Origin of the sequence: Microbacterium fluvii, from assembly GCF_025515205.1 — a bacterium.
GTDB classification, from domain to species: domain Bacteria; phylum Actinomycetota; class Actinomycetes; order Actinomycetales; family Microbacteriaceae; genus Microbacterium; species Microbacterium fluvii.
The window spans coordinates 372,570-390,489 of sequence record NZ_JAOPFX010000002.1 but is presented as its reverse complement, the minus strand read 5'-3'; the positions used below and the strand labels follow the sequence as shown (position 1 = coordinate 390,489).

16 protein-coding genes are annotated in these 17,920 nt (G+C 71.7%); 9 read left to right on the top strand and 7 right to left on the bottom strand.

Annotation, left to right across the window (positions count from 1 at the left end):
• Positions 1–7: 7 nt before the first annotated feature.
• Genes OAW74_RS10470 through OAW74_RS10455 form a run of 4 tightly spaced genes read right to left on the bottom strand, consistent with a single transcriptional unit; the run spans position 8 to position 5,496 of the window.
• Positions 8–2,308 carry a beta-xylosidase/alpha-l-arabinosidase gene (locus OAW74_RS10470; RefSeq protein WP_262874306.1) on the bottom strand — a complete coding sequence of 767 codons (2,301 nt, stop codon included), beginning with the start codon at positions 2,306–2,308 and terminating at the stop codon, positions 8–10.
• Positions 2,305–3,195, bottom strand: a complete 891-nt coding sequence (locus tag OAW74_RS10465; RefSeq protein WP_262874305.1) for a carbohydrate ABC transporter permease — start codon at positions 3,193–3,195, stop codon at positions 2,305–2,307. The genes OAW74_RS10470 and OAW74_RS10465 overlap by 4 nt, the downstream gene beginning before the upstream one ends.
• A gap of 1 nt (position 3,196) precedes the next feature.
• Positions 3,197–4,189, bottom strand: a complete 993-nt coding sequence (locus tag OAW74_RS10460) for a carbohydrate ABC transporter permease (protein WP_262874304.1) — start codon at positions 4,187–4,189, stop codon at positions 3,197–3,199.
• Positions 4,190–4,191: 2 nt separating this feature from the next.
• Positions 4,192–5,496, bottom strand: a complete 1,305-nt coding sequence (locus OAW74_RS10455) for an ABC transporter substrate-binding protein (RefSeq protein ID WP_262874303.1) — start codon at positions 5,494–5,496, stop codon at positions 4,192–4,194.
• 144 nt (positions 5,497–5,640) lie between these two features.
• Here OAW74_RS10455 and OAW74_RS10450 point away from each other — a divergent pair, with 144 nt between their 5' ends.
• The gene (locus tag OAW74_RS10450) at positions 5,641–6,795 is read left to right on the top strand and encodes an ROK family transcriptional regulator (RefSeq protein WP_262874302.1); all 1,155 of its coding nucleotides are present in this window, start codon (positions 5,641–5,643) and stop codon (positions 6,793–6,795) included.
• Between the two features lie 230 nt (positions 6,796–7,025).
• On the opposite strand, the gene OAW74_RS10445 is transcribed toward OAW74_RS10450, so the two are convergent.
• Positions 7,026–8,216, bottom strand: coding sequence for a glycerate kinase (locus OAW74_RS10445; RefSeq protein ID WP_262874301.1), 1,191 nt, complete (start codon positions 8,214–8,216; stop codon positions 7,026–7,028).
• A gap of 136 nt (positions 8,217–8,352) precedes the next feature.
• Here OAW74_RS10445 and galE point away from each other — a divergent pair, with 136 nt between their 5' ends.
• On the top strand, positions 8,353–9,330 hold the full coding sequence (gene galE / locus OAW74_RS10440; protein ID WP_262874300.1) for a UDP-glucose 4-epimerase GalE: 978 nt from the start codon (positions 8,353–8,355) through the stop codon (positions 9,328–9,330).
• Between the two features lie 2 nt (positions 9,331–9,332).
• Here galE and OAW74_RS10435 read toward each other — a convergent pair whose 3' ends face one another.
• Positions 9,333–10,319, bottom strand: coding sequence for a LacI family DNA-binding transcriptional regulator (locus OAW74_RS10435; protein ID WP_262874299.1), 987 nt, complete (start codon positions 10,317–10,319; stop codon positions 9,333–9,335).
• 74 nt (positions 10,320–10,393) lie between these two features.
• On the opposite strand from OAW74_RS10435, the gene galT reads away from it, so the two are divergent.
• The 3 genes from galT to OAW74_RS10420 all read left to right on the top strand — a co-directional run bounded on the left by galT (position 10,394) and on the right by OAW74_RS10420 (position 13,617).
• The gene (gene galT / locus OAW74_RS10430) at positions 10,394–11,569 is read left to right on the top strand and encodes a galactose-1-phosphate uridylyltransferase (RefSeq protein WP_262874298.1); all 1,176 of its coding nucleotides are present in this window, start codon (positions 10,394–10,396) and stop codon (positions 11,567–11,569) included.
• Positions 11,566–12,687: a galactokinase gene (gene galK, locus OAW74_RS10425; RefSeq protein WP_262874297.1), complete on the top strand. Its 1,122-nt coding sequence runs from the start codon at positions 11,566–11,568 to the stop codon at positions 12,685–12,687. The genes galT and galK overlap by 4 nt, the downstream gene beginning before the upstream one ends.
• A 93-nt stretch (positions 12,688–12,780) precedes the next feature.
• Positions 12,781–13,617 (top strand): alpha/beta fold hydrolase, encoded by an 837-nt coding sequence (locus OAW74_RS10420; RefSeq protein ID WP_262874296.1) that lies wholly within the window; start codon positions 12,781–12,783, stop codon positions 13,615–13,617.
• Positions 13,618–13,619: 2 nt separating this feature from the next.
• Here OAW74_RS10420 and OAW74_RS10415 read toward each other — a convergent pair whose 3' ends face one another.
• Positions 13,620–15,905, bottom strand: coding sequence for a glycoside hydrolase family 3 C-terminal domain-containing protein (locus OAW74_RS10415; protein ID WP_262874295.1), 2,286 nt, complete (start codon positions 15,903–15,905; stop codon positions 13,620–13,622).
• 92 nt (positions 15,906–15,997) lie between these two features.
• Between OAW74_RS10415 and OAW74_RS10410 the strand changes: the two genes are divergently transcribed.
• Genes OAW74_RS10410 through OAW74_RS10395 form a run of 4 tightly spaced genes read left to right on the top strand, consistent with a single transcriptional unit; the run spans position 15,998 to position 17,920 of the window.
• Positions 15,998–16,648 carry a TetR/AcrR family transcriptional regulator gene (locus OAW74_RS10410; RefSeq protein WP_262874294.1) on the top strand — a complete coding sequence of 217 codons (651 nt, stop codon included), beginning with the start codon at positions 15,998–16,000 and terminating at the stop codon, positions 16,646–16,648.
• Positions 16,626–17,063 carry a helix-turn-helix transcriptional regulator gene (locus tag OAW74_RS10405; protein ID WP_262874293.1) on the top strand — a complete coding sequence of 146 codons (438 nt, stop codon included), beginning with the start codon at positions 16,626–16,628 and terminating at the stop codon, positions 17,061–17,063. Before OAW74_RS10410 ends, OAW74_RS10405 begins: the two co-directional genes overlap by 23 nt.
• Positions 17,064–17,067: 4 nt before the next feature.
• Complete coding sequence (locus tag OAW74_RS10400) at positions 17,068–17,481, top strand: VOC family protein (protein ID WP_262874292.1); 414 nt, start codon at positions 17,068–17,070, stop codon at positions 17,479–17,481.
• A 1-nt stretch (position 17,482) separates the two neighbouring features.
• Positions 17,483–17,920: a hypothetical protein gene (locus tag OAW74_RS10395; protein WP_262874291.1), complete on the top strand. Its 438-nt coding sequence runs from the start codon at positions 17,483–17,485 to the stop codon at positions 17,918–17,920.

Genomic DNA, 17,920 nt, shown 5'->3' with positions numbered 1-17,920 from the left:
CTCGTCTCTACAAGACCACGACCCCCGGCACGAGGGCCCTGGTGTGGTCGACGACCCGGGTCGGCCCGGAGAGCTGCAGCGTCACGCCCGAGACGAGGTCGGCGCTCGAGCGACCCGCGCTGAGCACGATCTCGCCGGCATCCACGATGCGCTCCAGCGTCCGCCCCGTGTAGGCGAACAGGTCGGCGGGCACGTCGAACTCCACCGTCGCCGACTCCCCCGGCTCGAGTGCGACGCGCGCATAGCCGATGAGCTTCTGCACGGGCCTGGCCACCTCGGCGACCGGGTCGTGCAGATACAGCTGCACGATGTCGGCGCCCGCCCTCGGGCCCGAGCAGGTCACCTCGAGCGACACCGTCACGGCGCCCTCGGTCGCCAGCGACGTTGTCGACGCCGCCAGCGGCGACCACTCGAACGCGGTGTACGAGAGTCCATGCCCGAATGGGAATGCAGCCGTCGGGTCGACGTTCGACACGTCGGTTCGTCGACCCAGGGGCGCCGCCAGATACGTCGTCGGCTGCGATCCGGACCCGGCAGGGATGCTGACCGGCAGCCGTCCAGAGGGATTCACGCGTCCGCTGAGCACCCCCGCGACCGCCGCCGCGCCCTCTTCGCCCGCGAAGAACACCTGCACGATCGCGCCGCTGCGCGCCACGGCGGAGCCCAGCGCATACGGCCGGCCCGCGAGCAGCACGACGGCCGTCGGCACCCCGACCTCGAGCACCGCGTCGACGAGCTGCTGCTGGGCGCCCGGCAGCTCGAGCGTCTCGGCGTCGCAGCCCTCCCCGCTCGTGCCGCGGCCGAACAGACCGGCCCGATCGCCGAGTGCGAGCACGACGACGTCGGCGCGGGCTGCGAGCGCGACCGCGTCGACGATCCCGCCGAGCTCCCCGCCGTCGACCGACGTGCCGCGCTCCCACTCGACGACGGCCGAGGGGAACTCCGTGCGCACCGCATCGAGCAGCGTCGGGATCTCGATGCCGAGGGCCACCCCCGGATGCTGCGACACCACGTGCGTCGGGAACGAATAGCACCCGAGCATCGCGTAGGGGTCGTCGGCGTTGGGCCCGATCACGGCGATCGTCGAGGGTGCCCGCAGCGGCAGCATCCCCTCGTTGCGCACGAGCACGATCGCCTCTTCGGCGATGCGCGATGCGAGCGCCCGGTTGGCCGGCGGGTCGAGGTCGATCGAACCCCGCAGCGCCTCCGGGTCGTCGAGCGAGGCCCCCGCGAGCGCCGGCGGCACCGCCGACCAGTCGGGGTCGAGCAGCCCCAGCTGTTCTTTCTGCACCAGCACGCGCCGCAGTGCTCTGTCGATCAGCGCGACGTCGATGACGCCGCTCTCGACCCCGCGCATCAGCGGCACGCCGAAGGTCTTGACGGTGGGAAGCTCCACGTCGATGCCGGCCGCGAGCGCCTGGGCGGCGGCATCCGTCCACGATTCCGCCACGCCGTGCAGGAGCTTCAAGAAGGCGACCGAGAAGTAATCGGCCACGACGGTGCCCTCGAACCCCCACGTCTCGCGCAGCAGCTCGGTCAGCAGCGACCGGTCGGCTGCCGTGGGCACGCCGTCGAGGTCGGTGTAGGAGTTCATGACGCTCCGCACGCCCGACTCGCGCACCGCCAGCTCGAACGGCGGAAGCAGCACGTCGTTGAGCTCGCGCCGCCCGATCGACACCGGGGCGAGGTTGCGCCCGCCGCGCGAGGCCGAATACCCGACGAAGTGCTTGAGCGTCGCGACCACTCCGGCCGACTCGACGCCGCGCACATACGCCGTCGCGACGGTCGCGACCAGGTGCGGGTCTTCGCCGATGGTCTCTTCCACCCGCCCCCAGCGGGCGTCGCGCACGACGTCGAGCACCGGCGCGAGCCCCTGATGCACGCCCACCGATCTCATGTCGTCGCCGATGCGGCGCCCCATCTGCTCGATGAGTTCCGGGTCGAAGGTCGCGCCCCACGACAGTGGCACGGGATAGGCCGTGGCCCCCCACGCCGCGAAGCCCGCGAGGCACTCCTCATGCGCGAGGGCGGGGATGCCGTGGCGTGAGGCCGCGCGGATGCGCTGCTGCGTACGCGCCAGCGACAGCGCTCCGACGGCCGCATCGATCGGCCGCGTGCCGAACGGGCGGGTCAGCTGCCCGAGGCCCGCCGGCAGCAGCGCGTCGAGGTCGACGGTGTCGTCGAGGTCGTGCTGGTGCGGGGCGACGTCGCCGCCCGAGTCGGAGGCCCCCACCCACACGCCGTAGAGCTGCGCGATCTTCTCGGGGAGGGTCATCGCGGCGATGAGCTCTTCGACGCGGACGCTCATCCCTTCACCGCCCCGGTGAGGCCGCCCACGATCTGCTTCTGCATCGCGAGGAAGAACACGAGCGCGGGGATCATCGCGAGCGACGTGTAGGCGAGCACGGCGCCGGTGTCCTGCGAGTACTGCGTCGAGAACTGGGTGACCCCGAGCGGCAGCGGCCACAGCTCCTGCGGCAGCGTGCCGGTGGAGATCACCAGCAGCGGCAGCAGATAGCCGTTCCAGCTCGCGACGAACGCGAGGATGCCGACGGTGACCAGGCCCGGCTTCGACAGCGGCAGCATGATGCGCCAGAAGAACTGCATGCGCGTCGCGCCGTCGATGCGCGCCGCCTCTTCGAGCTCGTCGGGGATGGCCCGAAGGAACGGCACCAGGATGATGATCGTGGTGGGCAGGGCGAAGGCGATTCCGGGGATGATCACGCCGAGATACGTGCCGTGCAGACCGAGGGTGCGCAGCAGCAGGGTCAGCGGCAGCGCCGCGACGGTGAGGGGGAACATGAGCCCCGCGGCGAAGAGGGTGTAGAGCCCTCCTCGGCCGCGGAACTCGTACCGGGCCAGCACGAAGGCGGCCATGATGCCGGCGATCACGACGCCGGCCGTGGTGGCGGTGGCCAGGATGAGGCTCGCCATCACGTTGCCCCAGAAGCGGGGCGCCGTGAGCACGAGCTCCCAGTTCTGGAACGTCCACGGGTCGGGCATGCCGGCCGGGTTGGCGTTCAGGTCGGCGGTCGTGCGGAATCCGCCGATGAAGACGTAGAGCACGGGGCCCACCGCGACGGCGGCGATGACGAGCGCGACGAGGTAGACGAAGGGCTGGCCCCAGTCGAAGCGGCGACCGGCGGGGGCGGATGCCGGGGCATCCGCCGTGAGAAGAGTGGCGGTGGCGGTCATGTCAGCGCACTCCCGAGGTGACGGCGCCGGCGAGATCGCGCCGCAGCGCGACGCGCTGATAGGTGAGGGCGATCACGAGCGAGATGACGAAGAGGATGACGGCGATGGCGCTGCCGTAGCCGGGCTGACCGGCGAACTGGCCCTGCTGCACCATGTAGGTCGCCATGGTCTCGGTGGCCATCTGGCGCACCGTGGGGGCGACGGTGACCCACACCATGTCGAAGACCTGCAGCGAGCCGATGATCGACAGGAACGCCCAGATGCGGATGGTGGGGGCAAGGAGCGGCAGCGTGATGTGCCGCTGGATCTGCCACCAGCTCGCGCCGTCGAGCTGGGCGGCCTCGCTCAGCTCGTCTGGCACGCCCTGGAGACCGGCGAGCATGAGCAGGATCGCGAAGCCGACGTACTTCCAGGTGAGGATGAGGAAGATCGTCCACAGCGCGATCGCGGGGTCGGCGAGCCAGTTGCGCTGCAGGCTCTCGAGGCCCACCGCGCCCAGGAGCGCGTTGACGCCGCCGGCCGGCTGCAGCAGCAGCTTGAACGCGAGACCGGCGATGACCTCGGCGAGGACGTAGGGCACGAAGATGAGCAGACGCAGCGCCGCGCGCCCCCGCATCCGCCGATTCAGCAGCAGTGCGATGCCGATCGCGAGCGGACCCTGCACGAGGAGCGAGGCGAAGAGGATGAGGAACGTGTTGCCGATCGCCTGGAGGAAGGCGGGGGTCGTGAGGGCGCGCACGTAGTTCTCGAAGCCGACGAAGCGTTCGGGGTCGGCCAGGTGCGACCACTGGAAGGCGGCAGGCAGGTTGTAGAAGCTGTAGACGGCGGCGAGGATCACCGGCAGGATCACGAACCCGAGGAACAGGATCAGCGCGGGGGCGAGGAACACCGCGATCTCGACGCGGGTGCGCGTGGCGCCGGAGCGCCGACGGGGGGCGGGGGCAGGGCCCGGGCCCGCGGTGATCTCCGCGGGCCCGGGTGCGATGGCGGTCATGGTCACAGCGTCTTGGCCGCGTCCTGCATCTTGGTGACGATGTCTTCGGGCGTTCCCGCGCCGCCGAAGAGGTTCACGATCCCCTCGTTCATCGCGTTGCCGACCGTCGTGCCGTACTCGGTGTCGAGCCACAGCTGCACGAACGTGCTGGCGGCCAGGCCGTCGGCGACGAGCTTGAGGTTCGGGTCTTCGAGCGAGGACTGGGCGGCGGCGACCGTGGGGATGCCGGCGCCGCTGGCGGCGAACTGCTTCTGCACGTCTTCGCTCATGATGTAGGCCAGCAGCTCCGCGCACTCCGGCGGTGCTTCGGCCGAGCATCCGAATCCGTCACCGCCGCCGAGCGATGCGCCGGGGTCGCCCGCCGAGCCCTCGATCGCGGGGAACGGGAACCAGCCGAGGAAGTCGGGCACCTTCTGGTCGGGGGTGAGCCCGCCGATGACGCCGGCGTTCCAGTGGCCCATGAGCTCCATGGCGGCCTGGCCGTTCGCGAGCATGCCCGCCGAGCTGCCCGCACCGGTCTGCGCCGGCGTGCCGAGGAAGCCCTCCTGGAACGGGTCGATGCCGATGAAGTCCTCGAGCTCCTGGCCCGCCTCGACGAAGCAGGGGTCGCTGAAGTCGTACGACGCGGCGGCGGCCGTGAGGGTGTCGGGCGAGCAGGAGTGCAGCGCGAACTGGTACCACCAGTGCGCGGCAGGCCACTTGTCGCCCGCGCCGACGGCGATCGGCACGGTGCCGGAGTCTCGGAGCTTCGCGACGTCGTCCTTGAGCTCTGCGAGCGTCGTCGGCGGGGTGTCGATGCCGGCGGCGGCGAAGAGGTCCTTGTTGTACCAGAAGCCCTCGATGCCGAACGTGAACGGGATGGCGTAGGTCTTGCCGTCGACCTGCCAGGGCCCGACGGTCGCGCCGACGCTGTCGATCGTGTCGCCGATGACGTCGTCGAGGGGCATGAGGTAGCCGTTGGCGACCTGATCGCGGATCTCGCCGCCCGGCCACACCTGGAAGAGGTCGGGCGGGTCGCCCGCCGCGAGCGCGTTGGGGATGAGCGTGCGCTGCAGGTCTTCGTTCTGGTAGCCGGTCTGCTCGACCGTCACGCCCGGGTGGGCGGCCTCGAAGTCGGCGGCGACCTGCTCCCACACGGCGGGAAGCGGCCCGGAGGTGGCGTTGTGCCACCACGTGATGGTGACCTCCTCGCCGCCGCCCGTGGTGCTGTCGGGGTCGGAGCCGCCCGAGCAGCCGGCCAGGGCGCCGATGGCGAGTCCTGCCGCGGCAAGGCCGGCAGCGGCACGCACGGTGCTGCGTCTGTTCATCCTTGAACCTCTCGAAAGTTTCGACGTCTGCGTCGAAAGTGATCTGGACGTGCCCAGAATAGGTGCGCAGAGTTTCGTGGTCAAGCACAACAAATGGGATGGTCGATAACGATCAGGTCACCCGGAGTGACCTAGGGTGTTCACGTGAGCGACGCATCGGGACGCATCGAGGGCGTGCGCAGGCGCAATCTGGCACGGATGCTGCGCCTCGTGCACCAGGGCGGCCCCCTCTCGCGCGCCGCACTGACCGAGGCGACCGGGCTGAACCGCTCCACGATCGCCGACCTCGTCGCCGAGCTCGTCGCGGCGGGGCTGGTCGCCGAGCACGCCCCCGACCCCTCCCGCCGGGTCGGGCGTCCGTCACCGGTGGTCGCCCCCGCGCCCGGGGTCGTGGCGATCGCCGCCAACCCCGAGGTCGACGCGCTGGAGATCGCGGCGGTCGGGCTGGATCGCAGCATCCGCCTGCGCACCCGCATCGAGGTCGACGACCTGCTCACGCCGGCGCACACCGCAGACCTGATCGCGCGCACGGTCGACCAGTGGCGCGGCGAGCTCGACCGCATCGTCGCCGTCGGCGTCGCCGTGCCCGGGCTCGTGCGCGCCGCCGACGGACTCGTGCGCAATGCGCCGCACCTGCGCTGGATCGACGAGCCGGTGGGCGAACTGATCTCGGAGGCCACCGGCCTCGCGACCGCGGTCGGCAACGACGCGTCGCTCGGCGCTCTCGCCGAGCACCTGTTCGGCGCGGCGCGCGGCATCGACGACGTCGTCTATCTCAACGGCGGTGCGAGCGGCATCGGCGGCGGCCTCATCGTGCAGGGCGTCGCGGTGACCGGCGCCGGCGGCTATGCGGGAGAGTTCGGCCAGAACCGCCCTGGGATCGCCTCCCCCGCCGACCGCCGCGCCGGCGAGGGCGTGCTCGAAGACGAGGTGAGCCGCGCGCGCCTGCTCTCGGTGCTGCGCCTGCACCACGCCGACGAGGCGACCCTCGCGGCGGCCCTCGAGGCGTCGGCCGATGTCGCGGTGCATCCCGAAGTCGAGCGGCAGCGCCGCATCCTCTCCACGGCCCTCGCCAACGCCGTCAATGTGCTCAACCCCTCGGCCGTCGTGCTCGGCGGCTTTCTCGCGACCCTCGCCGCGCACGACCTCGAGGGACTGCTCGACGCCGTCGCCGCCCAGGCGATGCCGGCCACGACCGAGGGCCTTCGCATCCTCCCCGCGGGGCTCGGCGCCGATCGCCTGCTCATCGGAGCGGCCGAAGCCGCCTTCGCCGACCTGCTCGCCGACCCCCTGGCCTGAGCACCGCGCCTGAGCGCCTCGCCTGAGCGCCTCGCCCCCTCGTCCCCACCCCGCGACTTGGCACCTTCGGTCGCCTGAGCGGGCGGGCAAGCGGCAACAGCTGCCAAGTCGCGGGAGGGAAGCGGGCATCAGAACCTCGCCCATCGGAGCCCCTCACCCCGCGACTTGGCACCTTTGGTCGCCATTTCGGGCGGGCAAGCGGCAACAGCTGCCAAGTCGCGGGAGGAGGGTCAGCGGCGGGCGAGGGCGACGCCGGCAGCGCGCAGCCAGCGGGCGGGATCGGCGAGGGCGGATGCGGGTGAACCCGCCAGTTCGGTGAGCGAGAGGGCCGCGGCGAAACCCCCGAGATCGGCGTCGGGGGCGATGCGTCCGGCGACCAGCAGCGCGGGCACTCCGGCGGATGCGGCGAGCTCTGTCACACGGGCGGGCGCCTTGCCGGCGGCGGACTGTCCGTCGAACGAACCCTCGCCCGTGATCACGACGTCGGCGCGGGCGAGGGCGTCGGGCAGCCCGATCAGCTCGGCCACTTCGGCCGAGCCCGGCACGAGCCGCGCACCCCACGCGAGCAGGCCGAAGCCGGTGCCGCCGGCGGCGCCGGCGCCCGGGGTCGCGGAGCCGGGCACGGCCAGGGCGGCGGAGCCGGGCGCGGCCAGGTCGGCGGGGCCGGGCGCGGCCAGGTCGGCGGAGCCGGGCACGACCAGGTCGACGCCACGGTGCACCGTACCCAGCACGTCCGCGAGCCGAACCAGGCCGGCATCGGCCGCGGCGAGCTCGTCGTGGGCGAACCCCTTCTGCGGCCCGAACACGGCGGCCGCGCCCGAAGGCCCGAGCAGCGGGTGGGTCACATCGCTCAGCACGACGACGCCCTCCGGGGGCAGCGGCCGCAGGCCCACGAGGTCGACCGCCGCGAGCCGCACCAGCCCGCGCGCGCCGCGCGCCACCGCAGCCCCCGCGGCATCGACGAATCGGGCGCCCAGGGCCGACAGCATCCCCACGCCGCCATCGGTCGAGGCGCTCGAGCCGATGCCGAGCACGAGCCGGCGCGCGCCGGCATCGAGCGCCGCGGCGATGGCCTGGCCGAACCCCGTCGTGTCGGCGTCCCACGGCAGCCGCCGGTCGCCGAGCAGTTCGATGCCGCTCGTCGAGGCGAGTTCCACGACGCCGGTGGCGTCCGGCAGCAGCAGCCATGCCGCGTCGACGACATCGCCGGCGGGCCCGCTCACGCGCACCGGCATCCGCCGCGCGCCGGGCACGGCAGCCGCGAACGCCGCGAGCGTGCCCTCGCCGCCGTCGGCCATCGGCCGCACCACGATGTCGGCATCGGGCTGCACCGACCGCCAGCCGTCGGCGAGGGCGGATGCCGCATCCGCGGCCGCGATCGAGCCCTTGAACCCGTCGGGGGCGATCACCACTGTCGTCACCGGCGCTCCTCTCCGCATGCCAGGCGATCGATCCTCCCACGCCGCGCGAGTGCGCCGATAGGCTCGTGGACGGTGCGCCGCATCCGGATATCGCGTAGGATGTTGACGTCAACATGGTTCGAAACGAGGAGGACGCATGACCTGGCTTGTCACCGGCGGAGCGGGATACATCGGAGCCCACGTCGTGCGGGCGCTGGCGGCAGCCGGCATCGATCCGGTCGTGATCGACGACCTCTCCAGCGGCCACGCGTCGTTCGTCCCCGAGGGCGTGCCGTTCGTCGAGGGCACGATCCTCGACCAGGCGCTCGTCGAAGACACGCTGCGCACGCACGGCGTCGAGGGCGTGATCCACGTCGCCGGCTTCAAGTACGCGGGCGTCTCGGTGCAGCGCCCCCTGCACACCTACGAGCAGAACGTCGAGGGCACCCGCGTCGTGCTGGCCGCCATGGCCGCCGCAGGCGTGACGAACATCGTCTTCTCGTCGAGCGCGGCCGTCTACGGCACGCCCGACGTGCCGCTCGTGACCGAAGACCTGCCCAAGCGCCCCGCGTCGCCCTACGGCGAGTCGAAGCTCATCGGCGAATGGATGCTGCGCGACCAGGGCGTCGCGACCGCCGGCTCATCGCAGCCGCTGCGGCACACTTCGCTGCGCTACTTCAACGTCGTCGGCTCGAGCGACACCTCGATCTACGACTCCAGCCCGCACAACCTCTTCCCCCTCGTGTTCGAGGCGCTGCTGGCCGGGAACACCCCCAAGATCTTCGGCGACGACTACGACACCCCCGACGGCACCAACGTGCGCGACTACGTGCACGTGGGCGACATCGCCGCCGCGCACGTCGTGGCGGCCCAGCGCCTCGCCGCCGGCGAGCAGGTCGAGCCGGCCTACAACCTCGGCTCGCAGAACGGCCTGAGCGTGCGCGAGATCATGGACGCCATGGCGCGGGTGACCGGCATCGCCTTCGAGCCCGAGATCTCTCCCCGTCGCCCCGGCGACCCCGACCGCATCGTCGCGACCGGCGAACTCGCCGCACGCGACCTCGACTGGGCGAACCGCTTCTCGGTCGACGACATGGTGCGCTCGGGATGGGAGGCCCGAAGGGCAGCCGGCTGAGCTCAGCGCGGCGCCGCGGTGCTCGACCTCACCACGAGCGAGGTCGGCACTCGTCCGTGCACGTGTGTGGAGCTGCCCTCGATGCGCGCGATGAGGGCCGTGACGGCGAGCTCGCCGAGCGCGTCGAAGTCCTGTCGCACCGTCGTCAGCGGCGGGCGGTACTCGCCGGCGTCGGCCACATCGTCGAACCCGACGACGCTCACGAGGCCCGGCACATCGCGCCCCGCCTCGGCGAGCGCGCGCAGCGCACCGAGGGCCATCTGGTCGTTCGCGGCGAACAGCGCCGTGGCGGCAGGGTCCAGGCCGGATGCTGCGGCGAACCCCGACGCGGCGCTCCAGTCTCCCCGAAGCACCTCGGGCACCTCGCGCCCCGCGAGTGCGTCGCGCCACCCGTGCTCGCGCTCGCGGGAGGCGTAGGAGTCCGCGGGACCGGCGAGGTGATGCACGGTCGCGTGGCCGAGTCCGAGCAGGTGCTCGACGGCCTTGCGTGCTCCGCCGGCGTGATCGGACTGCACGATCGTGAGGTCGGCGCCGTCGGACGACGGCGCGTCGACAACGACGAGGTCGAGCCCGGCGGGCACATCGGTGTCGTGCAGGGAGGCCGTCGCCTCGTTGAGCACGATCGCCCCGTCGACTCCTTGGTCGTGCAGGCGCTCGAACGCATCGTCGACCGAGGCGCCGGCGGCGAGGGTCGCGACCGTGACGCCGTAATCGCGGGCGGCAGCCGCATCCGTCACCGCCTGCAGCATGCGCGAGTTGCCGACGGTCGCGAGCGTCGAGACGACGAGGCCGATCGTGTGCGTGCGGCCGGTGCGCAGGGCGCGGGCCGCGCGATGCATGCGATAGCCGAGCCGCTCCATCGCCTCTTCGACGCGCGCACGCGTGGCGGGGTCGACCCGCGGACTGTCGTTGACGACGCGCGACACCGTCTGCCCCGACACCCCCGCCTCCGCGGCCACATCGGCCATCGAGACCCTCTTGGCAGCCATGCGCGCCTCCCGTGCTGAACTCCGTCGAGTCTAACCATGTTGACGATAACACGATCTCTTGCTACCGTCGAGACATGACTTCCGCTGCGTTCCCCCCGGCCGAGCCCACGACGCTCGGCGCCGGTGTCGTCAAGCGTCCCACGCGCCTCGCCGACGGGCGCGAGCTCATCTACTTCGACGACCCCGACACGACGCTCGGCCCCGACCGCGCCGTCGACGCCCGCGAGGTCGACCCGCGGCCGGCGACGGCCACGATGCGTCAGGACGTGCTCACCGGCGACTGGGTCTCGGTCGCCGCCGCCCGCCAGAACCGCGCCTTCCTGCCGCCGGCGGAGCTCGACCCGCTCGCACCGCAGACGCCGACGAACCCGAGTGAGATCCCCTCCCGCTACGACGTCGCCGTCTTCGAGAACAAGTCGCCGTCGTTCGGCCCCGCGCTGGCCGTCGCCACCGGCGACGCACCCGCCGCCGCCGACCCGCCCCGCGGACTCGACGACCTCGACGCCCTGGGCCTCGGCCGCACCCGCTCGAGCGTCGGCCGCTGCGAGGTCGTGTGCTTCAGTCCAGAGCACGCAGGATCGTTCGGCACGCAGTCGGTCACCCGCGCCCGCACCGTCATCGAGGCATGGGCAGACCGCACTGCGGCCCTCTCGGCACTGCCGGGCATCGAGCAGGTCTTCCCGTTCGAGAACCGCGGCGAGGCGATCGGGGTGACCCTCCACCACCCACACGGGCAGATCTACTCCTACCCCTACATCACGCCGCGCACGCAGCGGCTGCTGGCCAGCATCGAGGGCACCTCGCCCGACCTGTTCGCGCGCATCCTCGAGTTCGAGCAGCAGGGCCCCCGCGTCGTGCTGCGGGGCGAGCACTGGACGGCATTCGTGCCGTTCGCCGCGCGCTGGCCGATCGAGCTGCACGTGCTGCCGCACCGCCAGGTCGCCGACTTCACGGGCCTCACCGACGCCGAGCGCGACGAGCTCGCGCCGTTCTATCTGCGGCTGCTCCGAGGCGTCGACGCGCTCTACGACACCCCCACCCCCTACATCGCCGCGTGGCACCAGGCCCCCGTGAACCGCGGGCGCGACACGGTGCGGCTCAACCTGCAGCTGACCAGCCCCCGCCGCGCCGCCGACAAGCTCAAGTACCTCGCCGGCTCCGAGGCCGCCATGGGCGCCTGGATCGGCGATGTGCCCCCCGAGACCGCCGCAGAGCGCCTGCGCGCCGCCGTGGAAGGAATCGAACTGTGACCACCGGAACCTGGTCGGCCCCCGGCCGCGTCAACCTCATCGGCGAGCACACCGACTACAACGAGGGCTTCGTGCTGCCGTTCGCGATCGAGTACCGCACATCGGTCGCCCTCGCCACGCGCGACGACGCCCGTATCCGCGTGAGCTCGAGCTTCGATCCCGAGCCGGTCGAGGTCGCCATCGCCGACCTCGCCGAGATCTTCCCCGACGGCCGCGACCAGGTTCCCGAGTGGGCCCGCTACCCGCTGGGCGTCGCATGGGCGCTGCTGCAGGCGACGGGGGCGGATGCTGTCGCCGGCGTCGAGCTGGCGATCACGAGCGACGTCCCGATCGGGGCCGGACTCTCGTCGTCGGCCGCGATCGAGGGGGCCACCGCATCCGCTCTCAACGACGTGTGGGAGCTGGGCCTGGACCGCGTCGCCCTGGCCAGGATCGGCCGCACCGCCGAGAACGAGGCGGTCGGGGCGCCGACGGGCATCATGGACCAGATGGCCTCGATGCTCGGCCGCGAAGACGCCGCGATCTTCCTCGACTGCCGCTCGCTCGACGCCCAGGTCGTCGACCTCGGCTTCGCCGCGGCGGGCCTCGAGCTGCTCGTGATGGACACCCACGTCACGCACGCGCACTCCACCGGCGGCTACGGCGAGCGCCGCGCCGCGTGCGAGCGGGGCGCCGAGATCATGGGGGTGCCCGCGCTGCGCGATCTGACCCCCGAGGATCTCCCCCGCGCGCAGGAGCTCATGGACGACGTGACCTTCCGCCGCGTGCGCCATGTCGTGACCGAAGACCAGCGCGTGCTCGACACCGTCGCGATCCTCGCAGGCTCCGGCCCCGAGGCGATCGGCCCGCTGCTGCTGGCCTCGCACGCCTCGATGCGCGACGACTTCGAGATCTCGGTGCCCGAGCTCGACACCGCCGTGGAGGCCGCGATGGCCGCAGGCGCCATCGGCGCCCGCATGACCGGCGGCGGCTTCGGCGGCGCGGCGATCGCGCTCGTGCGCCACGCCGACGTTCCCGCCGTGACGGATGCCGTGACCGCCGCCTTCGCCGACCGCGGGTTCTCGGCCCCGAACATCTTCACCGTGCTCCCGTCGGCCGGCGCCGGCCGCGACGCCTGAATCGAGTCGTCAACCCCCTTCCGGGGACGGATGCCGCCGCCTAACGTCGAACCGGAGGCCGAGGCATCCGATCCCCTCGGCAAGGGAGTCACCGTGGCGTACATCACCGTCGGCACCGAGAACTCGGTCGACGTCGAACTCTTCTACACCGACCAGGGCACCGGCGACCCCGTCGTGCTGATCCACGGCTTCCCCCTCAACGGGGAGTCATGGACGAAGCAGCAGGCGGCCCTGCTCGACGCCGGCTACCGCGTGATCGCCTACGACCGCCGCGGGTTCGGCGCCTCGACCAAGGCCGGCAGCGGCTACGACTACGACACGTTCGCGGCCGATCTGCACGCGCTCATCGAAGACCTCGAGCTGCACGACGCCGTTCTCGTGGGCTTCTCGATGGGCACGGGCGAGATCGCGCGCTACCTCTCGCGCTACGGCAGCGCGCGGGTGGCGAAGGCCGTGTTCCTCGGGTCGCTCGAGCCGTATCTTCTCGTCACCGACGACAATCCGGACGGCGCGGGCCCGCAGTCGTTCTTCGACGACACCTCCGCGGCCGTCCGCGAAGACCGCTACGCCTTCCTCACCGGATTCTTCAGCGACTTCTACAACCTCGACGAGTTCCTCGACGAGCGCATCTCGCAGGAGGCGCTGGATGCCAGCATCCAGGTCGCCAATCAGGCCGGCAGCACGGCGATCATCGCCGCCCCACTGACCTGGCCCACCGACTTCCGCGCCGACATCCCCCACATCGATGTGCCCACCCTCATCGTGCACGGCACGGCCGACAACATCCTGCCGATCGACAAGACGGCCCGCCGCTTCAAGGACCTGCTCCCGACGGCGCGCTACCTCGAGATCGAGGGCGCGCCGCACGGGATGCTGTGGACCCACGGCGACGAGGTGTCGGAGGCGATCCTGGACTTTCTCGCCTCCTGACCCTATGCGGCCCCGTTCGCCATCGCGATCAGGCCGTCGATCATCTCTGGGCTGATGCCCTCTGCCCCGAACATGCCGATGCGGCCGATCGGGAACGAGGCCATCATCTGCTGCACGGCCTCCTGGTCGGCGAAGATGTCGCCCGCGCCCTCGAGGGCGCCCGCCATCTGAGCCATCGCAGCCTGCACCACGGGGCCCGCGATCGGGTGGGCCATGACCTCGCCGAGCGACGAGTCGCGGCTGAGCGGCACCTGCACGGCGTCGCCGTCGACCTCGACCGCCGCCGACGAGCGGAGGTCGCGGCTCGAGGCGCCGACCTCGATGAGGTACCGGCCTCCCTCGACGACCCAGCGGTCGACGCGCACGTCCCAGTAGGCGAGGTCGGCGCGGCGCACGGTGAGCACGGCCTCGCGGGTCTCGCCCGGCTGCAGCTCGACGACGGCGAACGACTTCAGCTCGCGCTGCGGGCGCTGCACCGTGCCGCCGGGGAGCGCGGCGTAGGCCTGCACGACCTCGCGGCCGGCGACCGCGCCGGTGTTGGTGATCGCGACGCGCACCTCGACGTCGCCGTCGGCGGTCACGGTGGCCGCGGCATCCGCGTAGGCGAACGTCGTGTACGACAGGCCGTACCCGAATGGGAAGGCCACCTCGAGGCCGCGCGCGTCGTACCAGCGGTAGCCGACGAACAGCCCCTCGCCGTAGCGCACGTGCGAGAACTCCCCGGGGAAGTCGAGGAACGCCGGGGTGTCGGAGAGGCGCACCGGAATGGTCTCGGTGAGCTTGCCCGACGGGTTCACGACGCCGAACAGCACGTCGGCGGTCGCCCCGCCGCCCGCCTGTCCGAGCAGCCACCCCTCCACGATCGCCGGCACGCGGCCCGCGAACGGCAGCGCGACGACGCCGCCGTTGGAGAGCACGACGACGGTGCGCGGGTTGGCCGCGACGACCGCGTCGATGAGGGCGAGCTGGTCGGCCGGCAGGTCGATGTCGGTGCGGTCGTAGCCCTCGGACTCGAGGCGCGCGGGCAGGCCCGCGAACACGACGGTGACGTCTGCAGCGGATGCGGCCGCCACCGCCTCATCGCGCAGGCGCGCGGTCTCGTCGGCTGCGGCATCCTTCTCGATGCTGAATCCGGCGGCGTACGCGACCTCGCCGCCTGCGAGCGCACGGATCTCGTCGAGCGCACGGTCGAGGCGGGTGGGGTTGATCATCGACGACCCGGCGCCCTGGTAGCGCGGCTTCTCGGCGAACGCGCCGATGACGGCGATGTTCGCGTCGCGGCGCAGCGGCAGCAGCGGTTCGCCGTCGACGGCGTCGTTGCGCAGCAGCACGATCGAGCGGCCGGCCGCCTCACGGGCCAGGGCGTGGTGCGCGTCGACGTCGAGGGGGCCGGCGATGCGGCCCGCGCCCTCCTGCGTCTTGCGCACGAGGTCGACGATGCGAAGGGCCGCGAGGTCGAGCGCGCTCTCGTCGAGCGTGCCGCCCTCGACGGCGGCGACCAGCTGCGCGTCGGTGCGGCCGCCCGACGACGGCATCTCGAGGTCGAGACCGGCCGGAAGACCCACCACGCGGTCGTTCACGGCGCCCCAGTCGCTGACCACGAGCCCCTCGAAGCCCCACTCGTCGCGCAGCACCCGGGTGAGCAGCCACGGGTCCTCCGACGCGTAGACGCCGTTGATGCGGTTGTAGGAGCACATGACCGTCCACGGCTGCGCGTCGGTGACGACCCGCTCGAAGCCGCGCAGGTAGATCTCGCGCAGCGGCCGGGGGTCGATGTCGGAGCTCGCCCGCATGCGGTCGCTCTCCTGGTTGTTCGCGGCGAAGTGCTTGAGCGAGGTGCCCACGCCCTGCGACTGGATGCCCCGCACGAGCGCCGCACCGATGACGCCCGAGATGATCGGATCTTCGGAGAGGTACTCGAAGTTGCGACCGCACAGCGGCGAGCGCTTGATGTTGATGCCGGGACCCAGCAGCACCCCGACGTTCTCGATCGCGGTCTCCACGCCGAGGGCCTGCCCGACGCGCTCGACGAGCTCGACGTCCCACGACGAGCCGAGGCCGACAGCCGGCGGGAAGCACGTCGCCGGCACCGACGAGCCGAGCCCCAGGTGGTCGCCGCCCTCCGCCTGCTTGCGCAGACCGTGCGGACCGTCGGTGACCATGATCGAGGGGATGCCGAGCCGCTCGATCGGCTTCGTGTGCCAGAAGTCGAGGCCGCTGGTCAGCGCCGCCTTCTCGTCCAGGGTGAGCTCGGCGACGAGCGCCTCGGTGCTCGAGGTGTCGGACATCCACGTCTCCTCTCGGCGGCCGCCCTGGCCGTCAGAAAAACCATATGACACTAGGTTTTGAAGTTCAACCGTCGGTGCGGTTGACTCTCGGTATGACCGGCACGCGCGGCTCGTACGCCAAGGGCATCGCCAAGCGCGAAGAGATCCTCTCCCGCGCCCTCGAGGTCGTCGCGCGCGAGGGCTATCGCGGGGCATCCGTCAAAGAGATCGCCGACGCCGTGGGGCTCAGCCAGGCCGGCCTGCTGCACTACTTCGACTCGAAAGAAGAGCTCTTCACCGAGATCCTGCGCAAACGCGACGAGGTCGATGGGGCGGCGTACGGACCGTGGGATGCCGAGGGCACCGCCCTCCCCGAGATGCGCGAGGCCTACCTCGCCGTCACGCGCCACAACGCCGAGGTGCCGGGGCTCGTGCAGCTGTTCTCGCGGCTGGCCGTCGACGGCGCCGACCCCCAGCATCCGGCCCACGACTACTTCGTCGACCGCGGGCGGCGCCTGCGCGAGACCTTCGCCGCCGCCCTCGCCTCGCAGCAGGCCGGCGGCGAGTTGACCGATGCCGTCGCGCCCGAGACGCTCGCCCGCATCCTGCAGGCGGTCGCCGACGGACTGCAGCTGCAGTTCATGCTGGAGCCCGACCTCGACATGGCCGCGACGATCGACGCGCTCTTCTCGGCACTCGCCGCTCCTGGCGGGCCCGGCGAGGCCGTGCGATCATCGGCAGATGCCCGACCGCCCGGATCTTGAGACCCTCGTGCTGCTGCGGCGCGTGCGGGACCGGATGGACCGCGATTACGCCCAGCCGCTCGACGTCGAGACGCTCGCCCGCGGGGTGCACCTGTCTGCGGGGCACCTCAGCCGCCAGTTCGTCCGCGCCTACGGCGAGTCGCCCTATCAGTACCTGATGACCCGCCGCATCGAGCGCGCCATGACCCTGCTGCGCCGCGGCGACCTGTCGGTGACCGAGGTGTGCTTCGCCGTCGGGTGTCAGTCGCTGGGCACCTTCAGCACGCGCTTCACCGAGCTGGTCGGCGTGCCGCCGAGCGTCTACCGCGAGCGCGGCGCGGAGTTCAGACCGGGGATGCTGCCGTGCATCGCCAAGCAGATCACCAAACCGATCAGGAATCGAGAAGCGCGCCAGGGGGCACCGCTCGTACCGTGAGGGCATGGACATCACGATTCACTCGAGCTTCCTGCCGCACACCGACCCAGACGCCTCCCTCGCCTTCTACCGGGATGTGCTCGGCTTCGAGGTGCGCCTCGACGTCGGCTACGCCGATATGCGCTGGATCACCGTGGGACCGCAGGGCCAGCCCGATACCGCGATCGTGCTGCATCCGCCCGGCGTCGGCCACGACATCTCCGACGACGAACGTGAGATGCTTCTCGAGCTCATCGCGAAGGGCTCCTACTTCGGCGTCAACCTCGCCACCGACGACCTCGACGACACGTTCGCGCGCATCGAGGCGGCCGGCGCCGACATCGTGCAGGAGCCGATCGAGCAGGACTACGGCGTGCGCGACGCGGCCTTCCGCGATCCCGCGGGCAATCTCATCCGCATCCAGCAGAAGGGGGCCTGACATGGCCGACACCAAGACCGGGTTCAGCGACGCCGAACGCGCCGCGATGCAGCAGCGCGCCGAGGAGCTGCGCACCTCGAAGGGACTCAAGGGAGCTGCGAAGCTCGCCAAGGAGCTCGAGGCGTGCGTCGAGGCGATCGACGCGCTCTCGGGAACCGATCGCGAGGTCGCCTCGACGCTGCACCGCATCGTGACCGAGGTCGCCCCGCAGCTCGACCCGAAGACCTGGTACGGCTTTCCATCCTACGCCCGCGACGGCAAGGTCGTCGTGTTCTACCAGCCCGCCTCGAAGTTCGACACGCGCTACGGCACCGTCGGCTTCCAAGAAGACGCGCTGCTCGACGACGGCGAGATGTGGGCGACCTCGTATGCCGTGATCGAGGTGACCCCGGCGGTCGAGAAGACGCTGCGCGAGCTGGTGGCCAGGGCCGCCGGCTGA